Source organism: Candidatus Hydrogenedentota bacterium (genome assembly GCA_018005585.1).
Classification (GTDB): Bacteria; Hydrogenedentota; Hydrogenedentia; order Hydrogenedentales; family JAGMZX01; genus JAGMZX01.
The window spans coordinates 1-16,100 of the sequence record JAGMZX010000047.1 but is presented as its reverse complement, the minus strand read 5'-3'; the positions used below and the strand labels follow the sequence as shown (position 1 = coordinate 16,100).

The 16,100-nt window shown below is 63.9% G+C and carries 8 protein-coding genes; 2 read left to right on the top strand and 6 right to left on the bottom strand.

Annotation, left to right across the window (positions count from 1 at the left end; genetic code table 11):
- Position 1: 1 nt before the first annotated feature.
- Positions 2 to 2,044, bottom strand: coding sequence for an ATP-dependent DNA helicase RecG (gene recG, locus KA184_10050; protein ID MBP8129906.1), 2,043 nt, complete (start codon positions 2,042 to 2,044; stop codon positions 2 to 4).
- Positions 2,045 to 2,953: 909 nt separating this feature from the next.
- On the opposite strand from recG, the gene KA184_10045 reads away from it, so the two are divergent.
- Positions 2,954 to 3,904 (top strand): DUF1559 domain-containing protein, encoded by a 951-nt coding sequence (locus KA184_10045; protein ID MBP8129905.1) that lies wholly within the window; start codon positions 2,954 to 2,956, stop codon positions 3,902 to 3,904.
- A gap of 97 nt (positions 3,905 to 4,001) precedes the next feature.
- Here KA184_10045 and KA184_10040 read toward each other — a convergent pair whose 3' ends face one another.
- Entirely contained in the window at positions 4,002 to 4,775 is a 774-nt protein-coding gene (locus KA184_10040) for a hypothetical protein (protein MBP8129904.1), read from the bottom strand.
- 97 nt (positions 4,776 to 4,872) lie between these two features.
- Positions 4,873 to 9,225 carry a protein kinase gene (locus KA184_10035; protein ID MBP8129903.1) on the bottom strand — a complete coding sequence of 1,451 codons (4,353 nt, stop codon included), beginning with the start codon at positions 9,223 to 9,225 and terminating at the stop codon, positions 4,873 to 4,875.
- 397 nt (positions 9,226 to 9,622) lie between these two features.
- Between KA184_10035 and KA184_10030 the strand changes: the two genes are divergently transcribed.
- The gene (locus KA184_10030; GenBank protein ID MBP8129902.1) at positions 9,623 to 11,458 is read left to right on the top strand and encodes a sigma 54-interacting transcriptional regulator; all 1,836 of its coding nucleotides are present in this window, start codon (positions 9,623 to 9,625) and stop codon (positions 11,456 to 11,458) included.
- 29 nt (positions 11,459 to 11,487) lie between these two features.
- Here KA184_10030 and KA184_10025 read toward each other — a convergent pair whose 3' ends face one another.
- The 3 genes from KA184_10025 to KA184_10015 form a co-directional block, all read right to left on the bottom strand.
- Positions 11,488 to 13,080 carry a sodium/solute symporter gene (locus tag KA184_10025; protein MBP8129901.1) on the bottom strand — a complete coding sequence of 531 codons (1,593 nt, stop codon included), beginning with the start codon at positions 13,078 to 13,080 and terminating at the stop codon, positions 11,488 to 11,490.
- Positions 13,081 to 13,089: 9 nt separating this feature from the next.
- Positions 13,090 to 14,373: a hypothetical protein gene (locus tag KA184_10020; GenBank protein ID MBP8129900.1), complete on the bottom strand. Its 1,284-nt coding sequence runs from the start codon at positions 14,371 to 14,373 to the stop codon at positions 13,090 to 13,092.
- A 152-nt stretch (positions 14,374 to 14,525) separates the two neighbouring features.
- Entirely contained in the window at positions 14,526 to 15,620 is a 1,095-nt protein-coding gene (locus KA184_10015) for a PmoA family protein (GenBank protein ID MBP8129899.1), read from the bottom strand.
- Positions 15,621 to 16,100: the final 480 nt, after the last annotated feature.

The following is a 16,100-nucleotide window of genomic DNA, read 5'->3' as shown; positions in this document are numbered from 1 at the left end:
GTTACGCGCGAACCGCAAGGAATCGCCGCGCGGCGGCGGCCAACCCCTGGTGTTCGGGCCGCTCCAGCAACGGGTCTCGCTCCAGAATCGCCTGGGCGTCGCGCCGCGCCTGGTCGAGCAGGCGCGCGTCGCGGACCAGATCCGCCACGCGCAGGTCGGTGAGCCCGGCCTGGCGCACGCCGTGAAACTCGCCGGGACCGCGCAGTTTCAGGTCTTCTTCCGCGATGTCGAAACCGCTGGCCGTTTCGCAGAGGATTTCGAGGCGCCGCCGCGCGTCTTCGGTTGCGGCTTCACCCAGCAAGAAACAGTGGGCCTGCTCGGGTCCGCGCCCAACCCGGCCCCGTAGCTGGTGTAATTGCGTCAACCCGAACTGGCCCGCGTCTTCGATGACGATGATCGTCGCGTTCGGCACATCGATGCCTACCTCGATGACCGTCGTGCAGAACAAGACGTCTATCGCGCCGGACTGAAAGCCCCGCAAGACAGCCTCCTTCTCGCTCGCGTCGAGCCGGCCATGCAGCAGGCCGCTGCGCGCGCGCGCCAGCGGGCCCGTCGACAGTTCCTCGAAATGGCGGATCGCGCTGCGCAGCGCGCGCCGGTCCGACTCGTCCACCAGCGGGCAGACAAGGTAGGTCTGCCGCCCTGCCTGCGCCTCGCGCACGATGTATTCGTGCAGTTCCGCTGTCTTTTCCGGCGGCACACGGCGCGTTATTACGGGCTTGCGGCCCGGCGGCATGGCGTCGATGACGGTGATGTCCATGCCGCCATACACGGTGAGCGCGAGCGTGCGCGGGATGGGCGTCGCGGTCATGTGCAGCACGTCCGGCTGCTCGCCTTTCTCAACCAGCCGCGCGCGCTGCAGCACGCCGAAGCGGTGTTGCTCGTCGATAATGGCCAAGCCCAGGCGGTGGAAGGCGGTCTTCTCCTGAATCAACGCGTGCGTGCCCACGACCAGGTCCACCGCCCCGGCGGCAATGTCCTTGCGGATGCGCGCGGCCCCTTTCATCGCGCCGGTCAGCAGCGCCACGCGCAGGCCGAACGGTTCGAGCGTCCGCAGCATGTGAAAAAAGTGCTGTTCGGCCAGCACTTCCGTGGGGGCCATGAGCGCCGTCTGATAGCCGCCGTCCGCGGCCGCGGCGACCGCGTGCAGCGCGACCGCGGTCTTGCCGCAGCCCACGTCCCCCTGGAGCAGCCGCAGCATGGGCCGGGGCGCGGCCATGTCGCCGAGAATGTCGTGTATGGCGCGCTGTTGAGCGCTGGTAAGTTCGAACGGCAATGAGGCGGCCAAGCGCGCAAGGCGCGGCCCGCCCGTCTCATGCCGGATACCGCATTCTTCCCGCGCGCGCGCCGCCCGCTCCTGAAGAATGCCGGCCTGCAGCGCCAGCAATTCCTCGTAGACGAAACGCCGCCGCGCCCCCTCGGCCGCCTCCAATGTCGCCGGGAAATGAACCGCGCGCACCGCCGCATCAGCCTCTGGAAACCCATGCGCGCTCCGCAACTGCGCGGGCAGCGTTTCCGCGACGGACCCGTCCGTCTCGGCCAGCGCCTGTGCGACCCAGCGGCGCAGCATCCGCTGGGAGAGCTCCTCGGTCAGGCGGTAGACCGGCACGATCCGCCCCGTGTGCAGCAAATCTTCCGCATCCCCGGACATGACCTCATATTCCGGGTTCCTCAAAGCGGGCCCCTGGTAGGACTCAACCTTCCCGCTGAGGATCAGGCGCGTGCCCGGCGGCAACGCGCGCGCCAGAAAGCCGCGCCCGAAGAACGTCGCGTTCAAGGCGCCCGTCGCGTCGCGCACGCGCACCACCGCCATCGACAGCCGCCCGCGCAGCCGCACGTGGCGCGCGGAGACGACCTCTCCTTCAATCGTCACTTCGGTTCCCGGCGCCGCCTCGCTGACCGGCGTCATGCGGCGGCGGTCCTGGTAGGCCCGCGGCACATGCAGGAGCAGGTCGCGCAGCGTGCGCACGTCAAGGCGCGCCAGCACCGCCGCGCGCTTCGGGCCGATGCCCGGCATCGTCTCTATCGGGTCGTCCAACTGCATGCCGACATACTAGTCGATGGATTCCTCCCGTTGGCAACTTGTCTGCCCCGACACGACAGTCGCGCGGCCTGAGGAACGAAACGGGGAGCGGGATAAGGTCTCTTCCAGGGCGTCGCGCGCCCCCTAATTCCAGGCGCGACGCCCTGATGTAGACGACCCTGTTTGCAGACTGCCACGCGCCCGCTTCAAACCGCTCTTGCGTCCCCCTGGCTGTATTCACAACGCGCGCACAGAATACCAATCCCTGCCCGGAGGCGCCGTACTGACCCCGGGCGCGGCAGTTGCTCGAACCCTCGCTCCGGCGGTGGCCCTGTGGGCGGGCGTGGCCAGTGCCTTACCGGACACGCGAATGACGGTGACTGCGGCGCCTGCCAAGTCTTGGCAACCGTCCGTACACGCACTATGCGCGTGAAAATGACGGCCCATGCGTCCCGGACCAAGCTGCTCAGCCCGACACGCACCGCTCGTCCGGCATCTGCCACACCCGCCACAGAGCCTCCTCAAGGGTTGCTGCGCAGGCCTATAGCAATGCTGATGCCAAGATTGCCCGCAAACGCACAATTCCTATAAAGCATTTGGTTGCTTCAGTTTACGATATTCAGCATATTCCCACAGGTGTTCGCATCTTGCGGCGGACGCCCGCCTCAGTCCAGATTCTGGACGCCCTTCGTCCATTTTCTGGACACCGCGGCGAGCGGGAACGATCAGAAGTGCATAAAAACTATTAATCCTAGATAACTGATTTTTACTCAAGTCTTGCCCCACACGTGACCGCTCAGATGGCCGTCCTGTAAGTATTTTTCGCCTTGACATTCGCAGGCCTATGTGATTAATCTGTAATAAAGCAATCCTTGGGGTCGGTTGGGTTCGCATTTTTATCATTTTGTTGGAACCGAGAGGACTCATACCATGCGGACATTCCCCAAGGGTTTCACGCTGATCGAATTGCTGGTGGTCATTGCCATCATCGGTATCTTGGCCGCTATCCTGCTGCCCGCGCTGGCTCGCGCGCGCGAAGCCGCCCGCCGCGCCAGTTGCCAGAACAACCTGAAGGAGTTCGGTCTCGTTTTCAAGATGTATGCCAACGAATCCAACGGCGAGCGGTTTCCGACGCTGAAACGGTGGGAAACGTCCTGGAGCCAGGAGGGAACCTCAAGCGACCAGGTGGTGTGCGATGTTCCCAACTCACGGTCGTTGTTGCCTGACGTACAATCCATGTATCCGGAATATATTAACGACCTTGAGATTTTTCAGTGCCCATCCAGCCCCGACTTCACGCAGAACGACTGGCATCTTGCGGACGACCCCGCGTTGGCGGTGGACCCGTGCGCTTACACAAAGGATTCTTACGTGTACCTGGGTTGGGCCATTCTAGACGAGCATGTGGAGGTCGAGGGCGCCAACCCTAACGCCAACCCGCCCGACGCTTCCATAGACCCCCTGTTCCTGCGCCTGTTTGCCGACCCGGCCACCTGGACGGGCGTGTTCTGGGACCACGTCAACTCGTGGTGGGAAACGGGCGACTCGACCGTATACGACAAGGACCTGTCCTTCCAAACCGTCGACCCGGCCTCGACGGAAGCGCCCATCTACCGGTTGCGCGAGGGCATTGAACGGTTCCTGATCACGGACATCAATAACCCCGCGGCCACTGCCCAGGCGCAAAGCACCGTCCCCATCATGTGGGACCGTTTCGCGGAGAACATCAACCGGGACGGATTCAACCACTTGCCGGGCGGCGCCAACGTCCTCTACCTGGACGGCCACGTGGATTTCCTGAGATACCCGACGGTTCATCCGGTGACGCGTGCCTATGCGGCGATGATCACCTACTTCTACAACTCCCTCTACGGTGAGTAGCCGCTTGAGAATCGCTTAGCGGAAACGTCCTCTGACACGGCGCGCACGGCGCTGTGTCAGAGGGTCCTTGTCATGGTTCGCACCGCTTTGCTGCCTCTCACTGGGAGCACCAACTCGAACCGAGGCAGCAGTACAACCCACACATCGAGCAGCTCATGCCGCTGCATGAAAGGCACTTGCGCGTCGTCTTGCTGCAGCACATGTTCGCTGCCTTTGCGGAAGCGCCGTCTTCAGTGACACACAGGAAGTCGATGTCTCCGAAGCGGAGAATCTTCGCATCCAGCGCGGCGTCTATGGCGTCGATGTGGGCGTCCGAAAATACGGCGGGGTCTGCGGGCGTGTGATAGAGCGCGTACAGGTCCATGCCGCCGAAGCCCATGTCCAGAAGCGTCTGCACGATGTTGTCGAACGTCGTCCGGTCCACGGCCAGGGGATGCAGGAACGGCAGGTCGACCCCCATCTTCTCCAGCGCGTTGAGTTTCGCCCGCACGGGCTGCGGGAGGCTGGCGGCGCCGTCCGCGAAGAGGCTGCGGAAGGTCACATCATTGCCCAACCCCGCAGAGGCCCCGTGCAGTTCCAAGGTGTGCTGCCTCAACAGCGCCAGGACCTGCGGCTCGAAGCCGCTTCCTTCGTCCAACGCTTCGGCATTCTTTTTCCAGCCCGCAAAAACGGCGCTGGCCGGCGTGTCCGCCGCGAACAACCGCGCCAGAGTCACCCCCTGAAACAGGCTGTAGGTCATGCGCACCTTCGGCCCGTAGCCGCAATACCCCTTCGGCAACGCTTTGGCCTCGTCTTCCGACGGGCAGGTCTGGCACCCGGCGAAAACCAGCGTCGCGCACACAGCGACACCCAGAAACACTGTTTTGTTCATTGCCTTGCCCTCCCATGGTTGTATACAAAGGAAATCCTAGAATAGCATTTCCGCGAACGATTGAACACCCCCGGTCCGTGCGGGACGCGGATGCCCTTTACTGTACCGTATACTGCAGTTCGAGTTCGCGAAATGCCCCGCGCCGCACGGTCAGCGAGAATTCCGCCACGCCGCCGCCCGCGAGTCCCTCCGCCAAGGCGCGGAACGACTCCTGAACACGTCCCGCATCGCTGAACCTTTCCGCGTTCATTCCGATGACCACGTCGTAGGGCGAAAGCCCCGCCGCATTCAGCAGGCCGTCATTGACCTCCGCATCCAGCAAGACCCGCACGGGACCATAGAGTCTCGTCCACTCGGGATGGTCCCGGCTCCGCACCAGAAATCGCGCGCATTCGCCGACAAGCGTCTGGGCGTCGGCGCGGCGGATGGTTGTCTGTGTTTCCTCGCGCGCCTTTGGCCCCGCCACGTAATGCAGGTCCCGTGCGGCGCCGTCCCGGACCACGGTGAGCCGCGCTGCGCCCTCTCCCGCCCGGAGGCGCCCCGCCAAGGCCGCCAACTGCGCCGCTGCGTCGGGCCCGTCTTTCAGAGGAGCGGAATCCACCCTGCTGACTGCGTCGTCCGGTTCCAGCCCGATATCAGCGAGCGTTGGACCAAAGACAGGCTGCGGGATGCGGACCAGCCCGCCGGCGAATGGCGCGCCGCCCCCGGCGGCTGCGTCGCTCAATGTCTGGAGGCCCTCAGCAAGCGTCTCGCCGTCCGCGGCGAGGAATACCGTGCCGGAAGCGCGCCAATGGACAGGACGGTGGGTTTCCTGGCCCTGGCGCATCCGGTAGTCCGCGTACTGTTCCTGCCACGTGGCGCCGGCGCAGTGCTCGCGTTGCTCTGTCCGCCAGGGCGCGGTCTGTACCACACGTAACACGCCGTCGGCGCCTGCCAGAAGAGCCGACTGACGGTCCGGCAGCGGCAGCAGCGCGTCGCTCACGTCCAGCGATAACAGCAACGCATGACTCTGCCCGTGCCAGACGCGGGTGGCGTCCGTGCGGCTCCGGGTGATGATGAGCTTGTCATCCGGGCCGATGTTCACCCTGAGGTCGAACACACCCCGTGCGGCCCCCTGCCGCTCCGCAACCAACGATTCCAGCCGTGTCCCTGTGACCGGGTCCCAGACATAGACGTTCCCATCCGCGCAGGCGGTAATGACGCGTCTGCCGCTCTCGTTGAATGCGGCGCCGGTCACGGGCGCCCGCGGTTCTCCCTGCGTCCACAACTTTTCACCGTTGCTGACGGACCACACCACGGCCGTCCCGTCCATTGAGGCCGTGAGCAGCGCCTGGCCATCGGGGCGGAACTGCACGGCGGTCACCGGCGCGGCATGCCCTTCGAGCACGGCAAGACCGGCGCCCGTGGCCGCGTCCCATACGTGGACGGAGCCGTCCCACGAACCCGAAGCCGCCTTGGCGCCGTCCGGCGTAATTGCGGCCGCCTTGACCCACTTGGCGTGGCCGTTGTAAGCGGCGGCGAACCCTGGTTTGGCGGTATCCCATACCGTCGGCGTGAAATCGTCGAGCACCATGACGGCGCGGGCGCCGTCTCCGCTCAACGCTACCGCTTGCGGATAGTGCGGGAACGGGGACTGGAAATGCGCTATCGCAGAAAGGTGCGCGCAGTCGTACACCGTTGCCTTGAAGTCGTTCCACCATGCGGCCGCGCGCCGCCCGTCGGCGCTCAAGACCACGCCCAAGGCTTCCGAAGACCGCTCGGAGGGCGGGCTCGCCTCATAATCCAGCGTGCGCAGCCCGCTGGGTTCCAGGATGTGCCACACCTGGAAGAATGGTTCGGCGGAGGCCGTAGCAAGCCGCAGCCCGTCCGGTGACTGATCGGCGAAACGCAACGCCGCACCGCGGCCCCGAATCGCATAGATGCGGCGGCCCGTGGCCGCGTCCCAGAGCGAAAACATGTTGTCGCCTGAACACGCAAGAACGTACTTGCCCGCGTCCACCTCGAAAGCCTGCACGGCGGCGCTGCCGGTCTCAAAGGACCGGAGCGCGGCGCCCGCGGCCACGTCCCACAGGCGCACCGTGCCGTCAAACGAAGCGGACAGCAGCCGCGCGCCCGAGGGCTCGAAACGGAGCGAGTACACAGGCCGCTCGTGGCCTTCGAGGCGGTGGACCAGCGCGCCGGCCGCCGCGTCCCAGAGCAGCACCGCCATGTTCTGTTCCGGGTCGGCGGCGGCGATGACCGCGCCCGACGGGCTGAAGCGGGCAAGATACCCGCCCACCGTGCACACGCTCGCGCCGGTGGAGGTGTCCCATATCTGAATGACTCCCTGCCCGGACTCGGTCAGCAGGCGGGTTTCATCCGCGTTCAGCTCTATGTTCCAGACCGGTCCCGCACCCACTTGCCATGTCGCCGCCGGTTGGCCGGATTCCATGTCCCATACGCGTACGGTCTGGTCATCATAGCCCACATAGAGCCGGGACGAATGCCCCGCCGGCACGGCATCGTAAGCCACCGCATCCGCGGTGAAGGTGTGCAGCAACCTGCCCGTGCTCACATCCCAGACGAAGGCGCTGCCATTTTCGCCGGCGGCAACAAACCGCGCGCCATCCGCCGTAAACGCAATGCTGTTTTGTTTGCACGGGCTGTTTTCCAGCGCCTGGATCAAGCTGCCCGTGTGCGCATCCCATATCGCGGGCGGTCGCGGGTAACTGCTCGTGCCCAGCTTGGACCCATCCGGACTGAATACGGCCGCATACGCCACTGCCTCGGGCGTTTCGACGGTGAACATGTCCCGGTTGGCCTTGTTGAGCAGGAAGGCCCATTCCCAGCCGCGCAAGGATTCTTGCGTGCTCCACAGGGTATCGTTGGCGAGGCGGATGTCATTCGAAGCGAGCTGCAATTCGGCAAGCCGGAGTTTGGACAGGTACGTTTCTTGTTCCGCGTCGTAGCGAGCCTTCGCTTCCCGTTCCTGCGCAAGTTCCGCCGTCACGCGCTGTTCGTGTTCCCGGTTGCGCGCCTGCCATATGCTCACATACGAATACACGCCGAGACAGAGCAGCGCGAACACGCCGGCCAGCGCCGTGTTGATGACGGCTTTGTGTCTGCCGTAGAAGCGGCGCAGCACCTCGCCCGGGCCATAACGGTAGGCTTGCACGTAAGCGCCCGTCGCGAACCGCACCAGTTCGTCGCGCAATTCCAGCATGGACGCGTAGCGTTTCGCGGGGTCCTTATGCATGGCCTTCCGGCAGATGCTGACCAGCTCGGGCGGCGCGTCCGGCACGGTCTCGATAATTGGCTTCGGCTCTTCCGAGACCACTTGCCGGAGGATCTCCTCCGCGGTGCGCCCGGAGAATGGCGGTTCGCCGGTGAGGAGTTCATAGAGCACCGCGCCGACACTGTAGACGTCGGAGCGGTAGTCGAGGTCTTCAATCCGGCCTTCGGCCTGTTCCGGCGACATGTAGTGCGGCGCGCCAACCGCCTCGCCCACGACGGTCTGCGGCGTTTCCTCGGCCCGCCCCAGTTTGAGGATGCGCAGGCTTTCTTTCAACTCTTCGGCGTGGACGTCAGCCTGGCCAACGATCTTCGCCAGCCCCCAGTCGAGCAAGACCGTTTCGCCAAACTCGCCGATCATCATATTCGCCGGCTTGATGTCGCGGTGCACAACGCTCCGGCTGTGCGCGTAGGCGAGGGCCTGGCACAAGCCCATCAGATGCTGCAACAGGCGCAAACGCGCCTCCAATGTCCCCGCGTCGCGAATGGCATCGGACAACGTGCGCCCCCGCACCAGCTTCATCGTGTAGTACAGCGTGCCGTTGCGCCGGCGGCCCAGCTCGTACACGGGAATGATCGCCGGATGTTCCAGCTGGCCCGTAACGCGCGCCTCGCGCAGGAAACGCGCCAGCATCGCCGTCGTCTCGCGCATGGGGCTCGGCGGCGGTCCCGTGTAGTCCGTGTCATGCGGCAACAGCAATTCCTTGAGCGCAATATCGCGGCCCAGGCACTCGTCATGCACCAGCAACACGCGGCCCATGCCGCCCCTGCCCTGTTCCGAAATCTGCGAGTAGCGGCCCGGAATCTCCTCGACCGCCGAGAGAACATCGCCTTCCAGTTCGAACCGGGCCGTGCCATTCATCGGACGCGTGCGGTCCTTGGGGCCGGTCGCGGGCGCCGCGCCACCCTGCAACGACGCGCGCAAGACGTCCGCGCCATGAATGGAATTGAGTGCTTCGGCGGCGTCGCCCCGACATGTGCGCACCGCCTCATCCACGAGATGGTCGAGAAGGGCCACGTCTTCCGCGCGCAGGATGCCGCTCTCTTGAAGCCGCGCCGACAAGGGGCGGCTCGGGTCGACCATCCACGCGCCCGCCGCTTCGAGAACCCGTTGCGGCGAGACCCCCTTAAGCTGGACCGCGAGCACCGCGAAGAGAAGATTCCTATCCCGGTCTTGCATCGAATGCCCCTAACGCTTCCGTGCGCTGTACGTGGTCATAATAGTCACCTCCGCGTGAACACACAAGCCACACACGGGAAAGCCCGGTTTTGCCGGACCGTCCCTGCGCGTTACGCCTTCTTCTCGCCTTTTGATGGTGGTCCTGGTCCGGTACCGCTTCCTGGGAACGCCATCGGCATTAGGGAAGGAGCAATTCTCGTACCCATTTGCGCCTACACCAGACTGCGCTGAAAAACCTTGGTTTTCTCACGTGCTTTACATTAGAATAGGGTTCGCGCTGGGGGAAGGGAATGCGCGAAGTCCAGAATTCGGACACGTTTCGTCCAGAATCTGGACGGTCCGCAAGCCGGAATTTCGACTGGGTCTCATACTGATTGCGTTCGGAGAAGCCGTCGGCGTGAAAAGGGATACGTATCACCTTATTGTCCGGTCCGGTCCGCAAAAGGGCAATTCCTGGACCATCGCGCAAGAGCGTCTCGTGATCGGGCGCGACACCGATTGCGATGTGATCATCGCCGATGCGCTGGTATCGCGCCATCATTGTGAGGTCTGGCAGACGGACAATGATGTCTTCGTGCGGGACTTGGGCAGCCGCAACTGCACGCTCGTCAATGGCCGCCCTATTGACAGCACCCAGCTCAATGTGGGCGACGAGATTTGCGTGGGCAATCTGAGTTTCATCCTTTCGCGCCGCCTGCTCGAACCGCAGTCCGGGGTCAGCGCCGCCCCGACGGGCCAGACCCAGCGGCTGATGGAGAGCCGGACCATCTACCCCACGGAGGCCACGCCGCATCCGTTGGACCAAGGCCTGCCTCGCAACATCTCGGATCTCGCCCACTTGTTCCAGGTCAGCCGCCAGTTCAGCACCGTGGAGTCCGTGGCTGAATTATTGCGGCTGTTCGAAATGGGGATTCGGGAACGGTTCGCGCCCAACGCCGTCTGGGTGGCGCTCTGCAGCGATGACCAACTTGAATTCGTGGAGCGGCCGGACGACCAGAAACGCCGCGCGATACAAGGCGTGGAGACCCGGATGCGCAGGTGTCTCGCCGACCGCCGCGGCTCCATCGTTTCGCGGCGGCCCGGGGCTGGCGCCGCGCCGGAATCCGTTTCCGGCATGGTCGCGCCCATTTACATCGGCCAGCACACCATCGGCGCCATAGAGATCGCGAGCAGCCCCGGCATGCCTGATTACGAGGAATCCGACCTGGAATACCTGCTCGCGCTCTGCCACGCCGTCGCGCCCTTTTTCGGCTCTATCGAACGCCGTCGGCATCTCGAGCAGCAACTCGAACAGATGCGCAGCGAACATCAGAAAACCTTGCGCATGGTGGGTTCGAGCGAAGCGCTCCAGCAATTGTTCTATCTCATCGGGCTGGTGGCGAAGACCGGCCAGACTGTGCTCATCTTGGGCGAGACCGGTACGGGCAAGGAGCTGGTGGCGAATCTCATCCACGAGATGTCGGACCGCGCGGACGCGCCGTTCGTTGCGGTCAATTGCGCCGCGATCCCGTCCGAATTGTTTGAAAGTGAACTGTTCGGCCACGAGAGAGGCGCGTTCACCGGCGCGATTGAACGGAAGATCGGCCTCTTCGAGCAGAGCCGGGGCGGCACCATCCTACTGGACGAAATCGGCGACCTCAGCCTCAACCACCAGGCCCGCATTCTGCGGGTCATCGAGACCGGCCAGTTCCGGCGTGTGGGCGCGGCCGAGGAGACCCGAGTCGACCTGCGCGTGCTCGCCGCCACCAATCGCGATCTCAATACGGCCGTCGCGTCTGGCGCCTTTCGAAGCGACCTTCACTACAGGCTGCGTGTCCTAGAGGTGCGCGTGCCGCCGTTGCGCGAACACGCCGAAGATATCCCCGAACTGGCGGAATATTTCCTCGAAGGGGCACGGCGGGAAACGAAACGGCCCGTGCGCGGGTTCGCCCCCAAGGCCTTGGACTACCTCAAGCGCCATGACTGGCCGGGCAACGTCCGGGAACTCAAGCACGTCATCGATGCCGCCGTCGTGCTCACGCAGGGAGAATGTGTGGAGGCGAAAACCGTCAAGTACCTGATCGGTCGCTCGCTGCCCGACGATGCGCCCCTGTCGCTCGCCGAGATGGAGTGCCGCCACATTCAAAACGTGCTGAGTTACTGCAACGGCAACGTGCCCGAGGCGGCGCGCATCCTTGGCATCGGGCGCAGCACCCTTTATGAAAAGCTGAACCTGCAGAAGCGCGATTATTGACGGCCCTTCGGCCCGCCCGCGCCCTCGTCTCAGTCCAGCGGTGCGGAGGATTGCGTGTAGACGGTGAGGTTGGTCAGGTCGCGTTCCCGCGTCGCGCGAGATCGCGGCAGCAGCGCCGCAATCGCGTACCCGGTCAGGAACATCAGCACATTGCCCACGACACCCGTGTAGTAGGTCTCGAAATGCGCGTCAAGGAACCGCGTTACGCGTTCCGGCAGCCAGCCCAGCCCGGCGAAAGAGATCAGCGCGGAGAACGCCACCGCCAGCGCAATCCCCGCACCCACGGCGCGCCCGTCGCCCCGCGTGGTAAAGAAGCCCAGCATGTACAAGCCGAGCAGGCCGCCGCCGAGAATGGCCGCGAATTCGGTAGACATGTCCTGGAGTGTGCGGCTGCCGGAGCGGGCAAGGGCGGCCGCGCCGCCGATCATAATCAAGGCGCTGGCCAGCGTGACGGCTTTCGCCGCGCGCACGTAATGGCGGTCGTCCCGGTCCGGCGCGATATGGCGGCGGTAAATGTCCGTAATGCTCACGGCGCTGATGGAATTCATGGCGGACGACATGGAAGACATCGCCGCGGCCAGCACCGCCGCGGCCACGATTCCCGAAAGACCGGCGGGCAGCTCCGTGGCGACAAAATGGGGCAGAATGCCCTCGGCCTTGATGACGCCGCTCAGCATGGCCTGCGCCTGCGCATCGGGAAAGACCTTGTAGAAGACATACAAGCAGGTGCCCAGAAACATGAAATAGGCCCAGGTCGGCACGCAGAACAGGCAGCATATCCACATGGCGCGGCGCGCGTCCTGGGCCGTGCGCGCCGCGCAGTACTTCTGCACCACTTCCTGGTTGCTGCTGTATTCCGCCAGCCACTGGAACAGGCCGACCAGGAGCATCATGACAACGGTCTTTTCCGAGAGCGAGAACCCGAGCGGCGCGGGCCGCAACACGTTCTCCGCGGGGTCGAGATCGCCAAACATGAACTTGTGGTCCGCGGCGCCCATGCTGAGTACCTGGCCCAGTCCGCCGGGCAGACGGTAGAGGATCACACCCAAAATGAGCAACCCGCCGCCGGTCAGAATGATCGACTGCACGAAATCCGTCCAGATCACCGCTTCGATGCCGCCGCGCACGGTGTAGAAAGCCGTTATGGCGCCGCCCACGAGGATGCAGGCCATGACGGACATTCCCGTCATCTCGTGCAGCAGCATCGCGACGAGGAACTGGATCATGCTGATGCGCAGGCATTGGGCCACGATAAACACGCTCGCGGCGTACACCCGCGTCTTGGGGCCATAACGGGCCTCCAGGTATTGGAATGCAGAGGTGATTTTTCCGCGCCGGAAGAAGGGCACGAAGAACCGCGACGCGATAAGCACGCCGACCGGAAGCATGAAACAGAGCAGCAGGCGCAGATACGAGGTGCGGAACGCATCCGCCGGATAGGCCACAAACGTGATCGAGCTGATTGTCGCGCCGAAAAGCGAAATGCCGATAAGCCATCCCGGATACGAGCGGTTTCCGACGAAATACCCCTCCGTCGTGCCGGATTTCCGCGTGAAATAGACGCCCATGAACGACATGGCGCCGAAATAGGCGACCAGAACAACGATGTCGATGGCGCGCATGGCCTCGGGTCAGGCCTGCCCGCTCTTGCGCGCGTGCCGGCGCAGCAGCAGCTGTTCGAACTGGGAAATGCGCCGTTCAAAAAAGAGCAGCAGTTTCTCGTGCAGTTCCTTGTTCCCCGCCGCGATCAACGATTGATGGTTGTGCTCGGAGCTGTCCAGCAACAGTACGTCATTGAAACCGCGGCCAAACGCATCGCTCACCGCGCAGCCCGCCTCCTCCGCAATGAGCACGGCCGCCACCATGTCATAGGGACAGATGCTGAGCACGGTGCCGCGCCCGGCATTGATGAAGTAATCGCGCACCGCTTCCGGAATGTCGCGCATGAACCGGATTGCGAAATCGACGCACGCATCGAGCTGGTTGGTAATGAGCCGCGTCAGACTGAAGGACGTGCTGTTGCAGGAGAAGAAACCGCCTTTCAGACTCGAAAGGTCAATCAGCCGCGCCGCCGTCGGAAAGATGAGTTCCGCGGGCCGCGCCGGCACGGTCATGGACCAGCAGAGCGATTCCAGGTCGGTGTTGGTGGAGAGCCTGGGCTTGCGCACGTGGCCCTGTTCGTAAATGCGCGCGCCCGAGGCGCGTTCCGCGTAGAAGGTACGGTTGCCGATGATCTCCATCACGCAGGCATTATCCACATCGGACATAAGCGGGCGCTCGATAACGCGCGTAGACGCCACGCTTATCGTGCAGCCTTCGAAACCGCTCTTCGCCGCGCGCGTCCCGTCGATCGGGTCCACGATCAGGAGATTCTTGGGCTGCGCGTTTGAAAAAGTCGAATACCCGGAATCCTCCGAGTAGTACGCCACCGGCGCCTTGGCGCGGCGCAGAAACATGAGCAGCGCTTTCTCCGCCAGACGGTCGATTTCGAAGGTGGCGTCGCCGCTCGTAGCCGTGCTGACCACCTCGCGCCCCTTCACCGCGCGCGCCACCGGTTCGACGGCCTCTTTGATCGCCTCGCACAACTCAAATAGAAACCGCCGCGATAGCGGCTTGACCTTTGCAAGCACCTGGGGCGATGGCCGCGCATAGACCTTTTTCGCCGGGACACCACCCGCCGGCGCCACGGGAACCGCGGAGACCAAGGGAGGCTTCGGAAGCGGCGGGGCAACGGCCGTGGGCGCCGCAGCGGCTGCGGCCGGCGCGGCCGCCGGAACAGCCGCCTTCATGACCACGTTCTTTTCGCGCGCGGTCTTACTGACCGCGGCTTGCTTGACCGCAACCTCCTTTGCCGCCGCTTTCTTGATGACCGGCTTCTTGGCCGCGGACTTCTTCGCTGCAGGTCTTTTGGCCACGGATTTTCCCTTCGTCTTCGCGGGGCGCACCGCCTTTTTCTTCGGCGCCACGCTGCGACGACTGCTGTTCTTCGTCTTCGTCCGGGACTTCGTCTTTGCCTTCGCGGCTTTCTTTTTCATGGCTGCCCTCGCACCTGTTGCGGAGCGGCGGCCTATTCCAGCCGCACGCGGGGCGGCGCAACGAAATCTAAGAACCGCCCCCGCACGCGACCCTGGGCCGCATCGCCCGTGTGAATATAGACGCGGTATCGCCACGTCCGGGTTGCCCCCTTCGGGAAGCTCATGTCACCTTTGATCTTTCCGTCCGGGTTGTAATGCTTCCAGGCAAAACAGTTCGCGGTCATCAAACCGTAACTGCGCACATGCCATTCCGTCGGATAGCGCGGATTCGACTCATGGTCCATCACGGCGACCCCCACACGCCGCCCCGCAATCGTGCCGCTGTAATCACACCATGGCGCCTTCTTACCCCACGTCTCCGCCTCCGTAACGCCGCCGTAGCCATTCTCAATGCGGCCGCCCCGGTCGCCTGACAGGGCGCTGGCCATGCGTACCGCCAACAGGCCCCCTTCCTTCGTGTCGTGAAACACAACGGGACCTTGCGACATCCGGAATCGGACCTGGACGTCGAACAAACGTACACCGCCGGGAAGGCCATAGAAACGGAACGACCGCAATTCTTCGAACTGCTTGCGGTCGCGGTTATCACACCAGTCGATCCGCGCCGCCAGTTCCGCGTACACAGGCCCAGAGATAAGCCGCTGGAATGCGCGATGCCGCTGATAGCCGTGCCCCGGGTCCTCGCTCCAGTTATCCACGCGCCCACAGGCCCCATAAGCCACCCAAATCGATTTATGATGCGCGTGGTCACGGTCTTCGTCGCGAACGTGGTCCTCAATGGGCCATGTGCGCGTTACCGGTGTGTCCCCGGGACCCAGCACAGGATGGAGAAACGGCCTAACCCATTGCGCGCCATAATGATATGTTGTAAAAGGTTTTCCACATACTACCACGTCTACGCAGTGGTCCTGGAGACGCTCCAGCAGGGCGACACGCGGGCGTTCCGGCGCTTCCTTGACGGTGGACGCTTTCAGCAACTGCGTGTCACCCGCCGCGAGCTTGTCGACCAGCCATGACAGGAGGGTCTCCTTGCCTATGGGGGAGACTTGGCATGGAATGAGCCGCTTCGTCCGCGCATCCTGCAACTGTACATGGGGGCAGTCACCGTAAGTAACTGGAATTCGCACACTTACAGGACAATACGTTCTCGGGTGCGCCCCAGCCTCTACGCGTACTTTCCACGATGCTGTCAACCGTCTACTCCCTCCGCTGGAGTGGGTCATCTGGTTGCTGGCGCGTTGCCGCCCCCGGCTTCACTTGAAACGCCGACCCTCGAGGCTGGCCGAATCTTAACCGGCGTACTGCGCGGCGCCATCGTGCTGGTATAGCCTATGTAAGTTCCCGGTGGACTCAATCTTAGCACTTTTGGGGGTGACTTGTCCAGACCCTCGATTCCATGTTCCGTTTTGAGATGGGAGTCTTCCGGCCGGTGGCGTGCGTGGCCGGGAAAGGTATGCGTGGACGCACAGATGGCCCACCGGGAAGGGTGCGGGAGGAAACAACCGGGTTCGGTTCGTGGCTAGGCGCAAGCCTCCAGCATCCCGCGGACTTCGCGTTCGAGGTCTTGCAGACGCAAGGGTTTAGTGATGACCTTGACTACTCCGGCC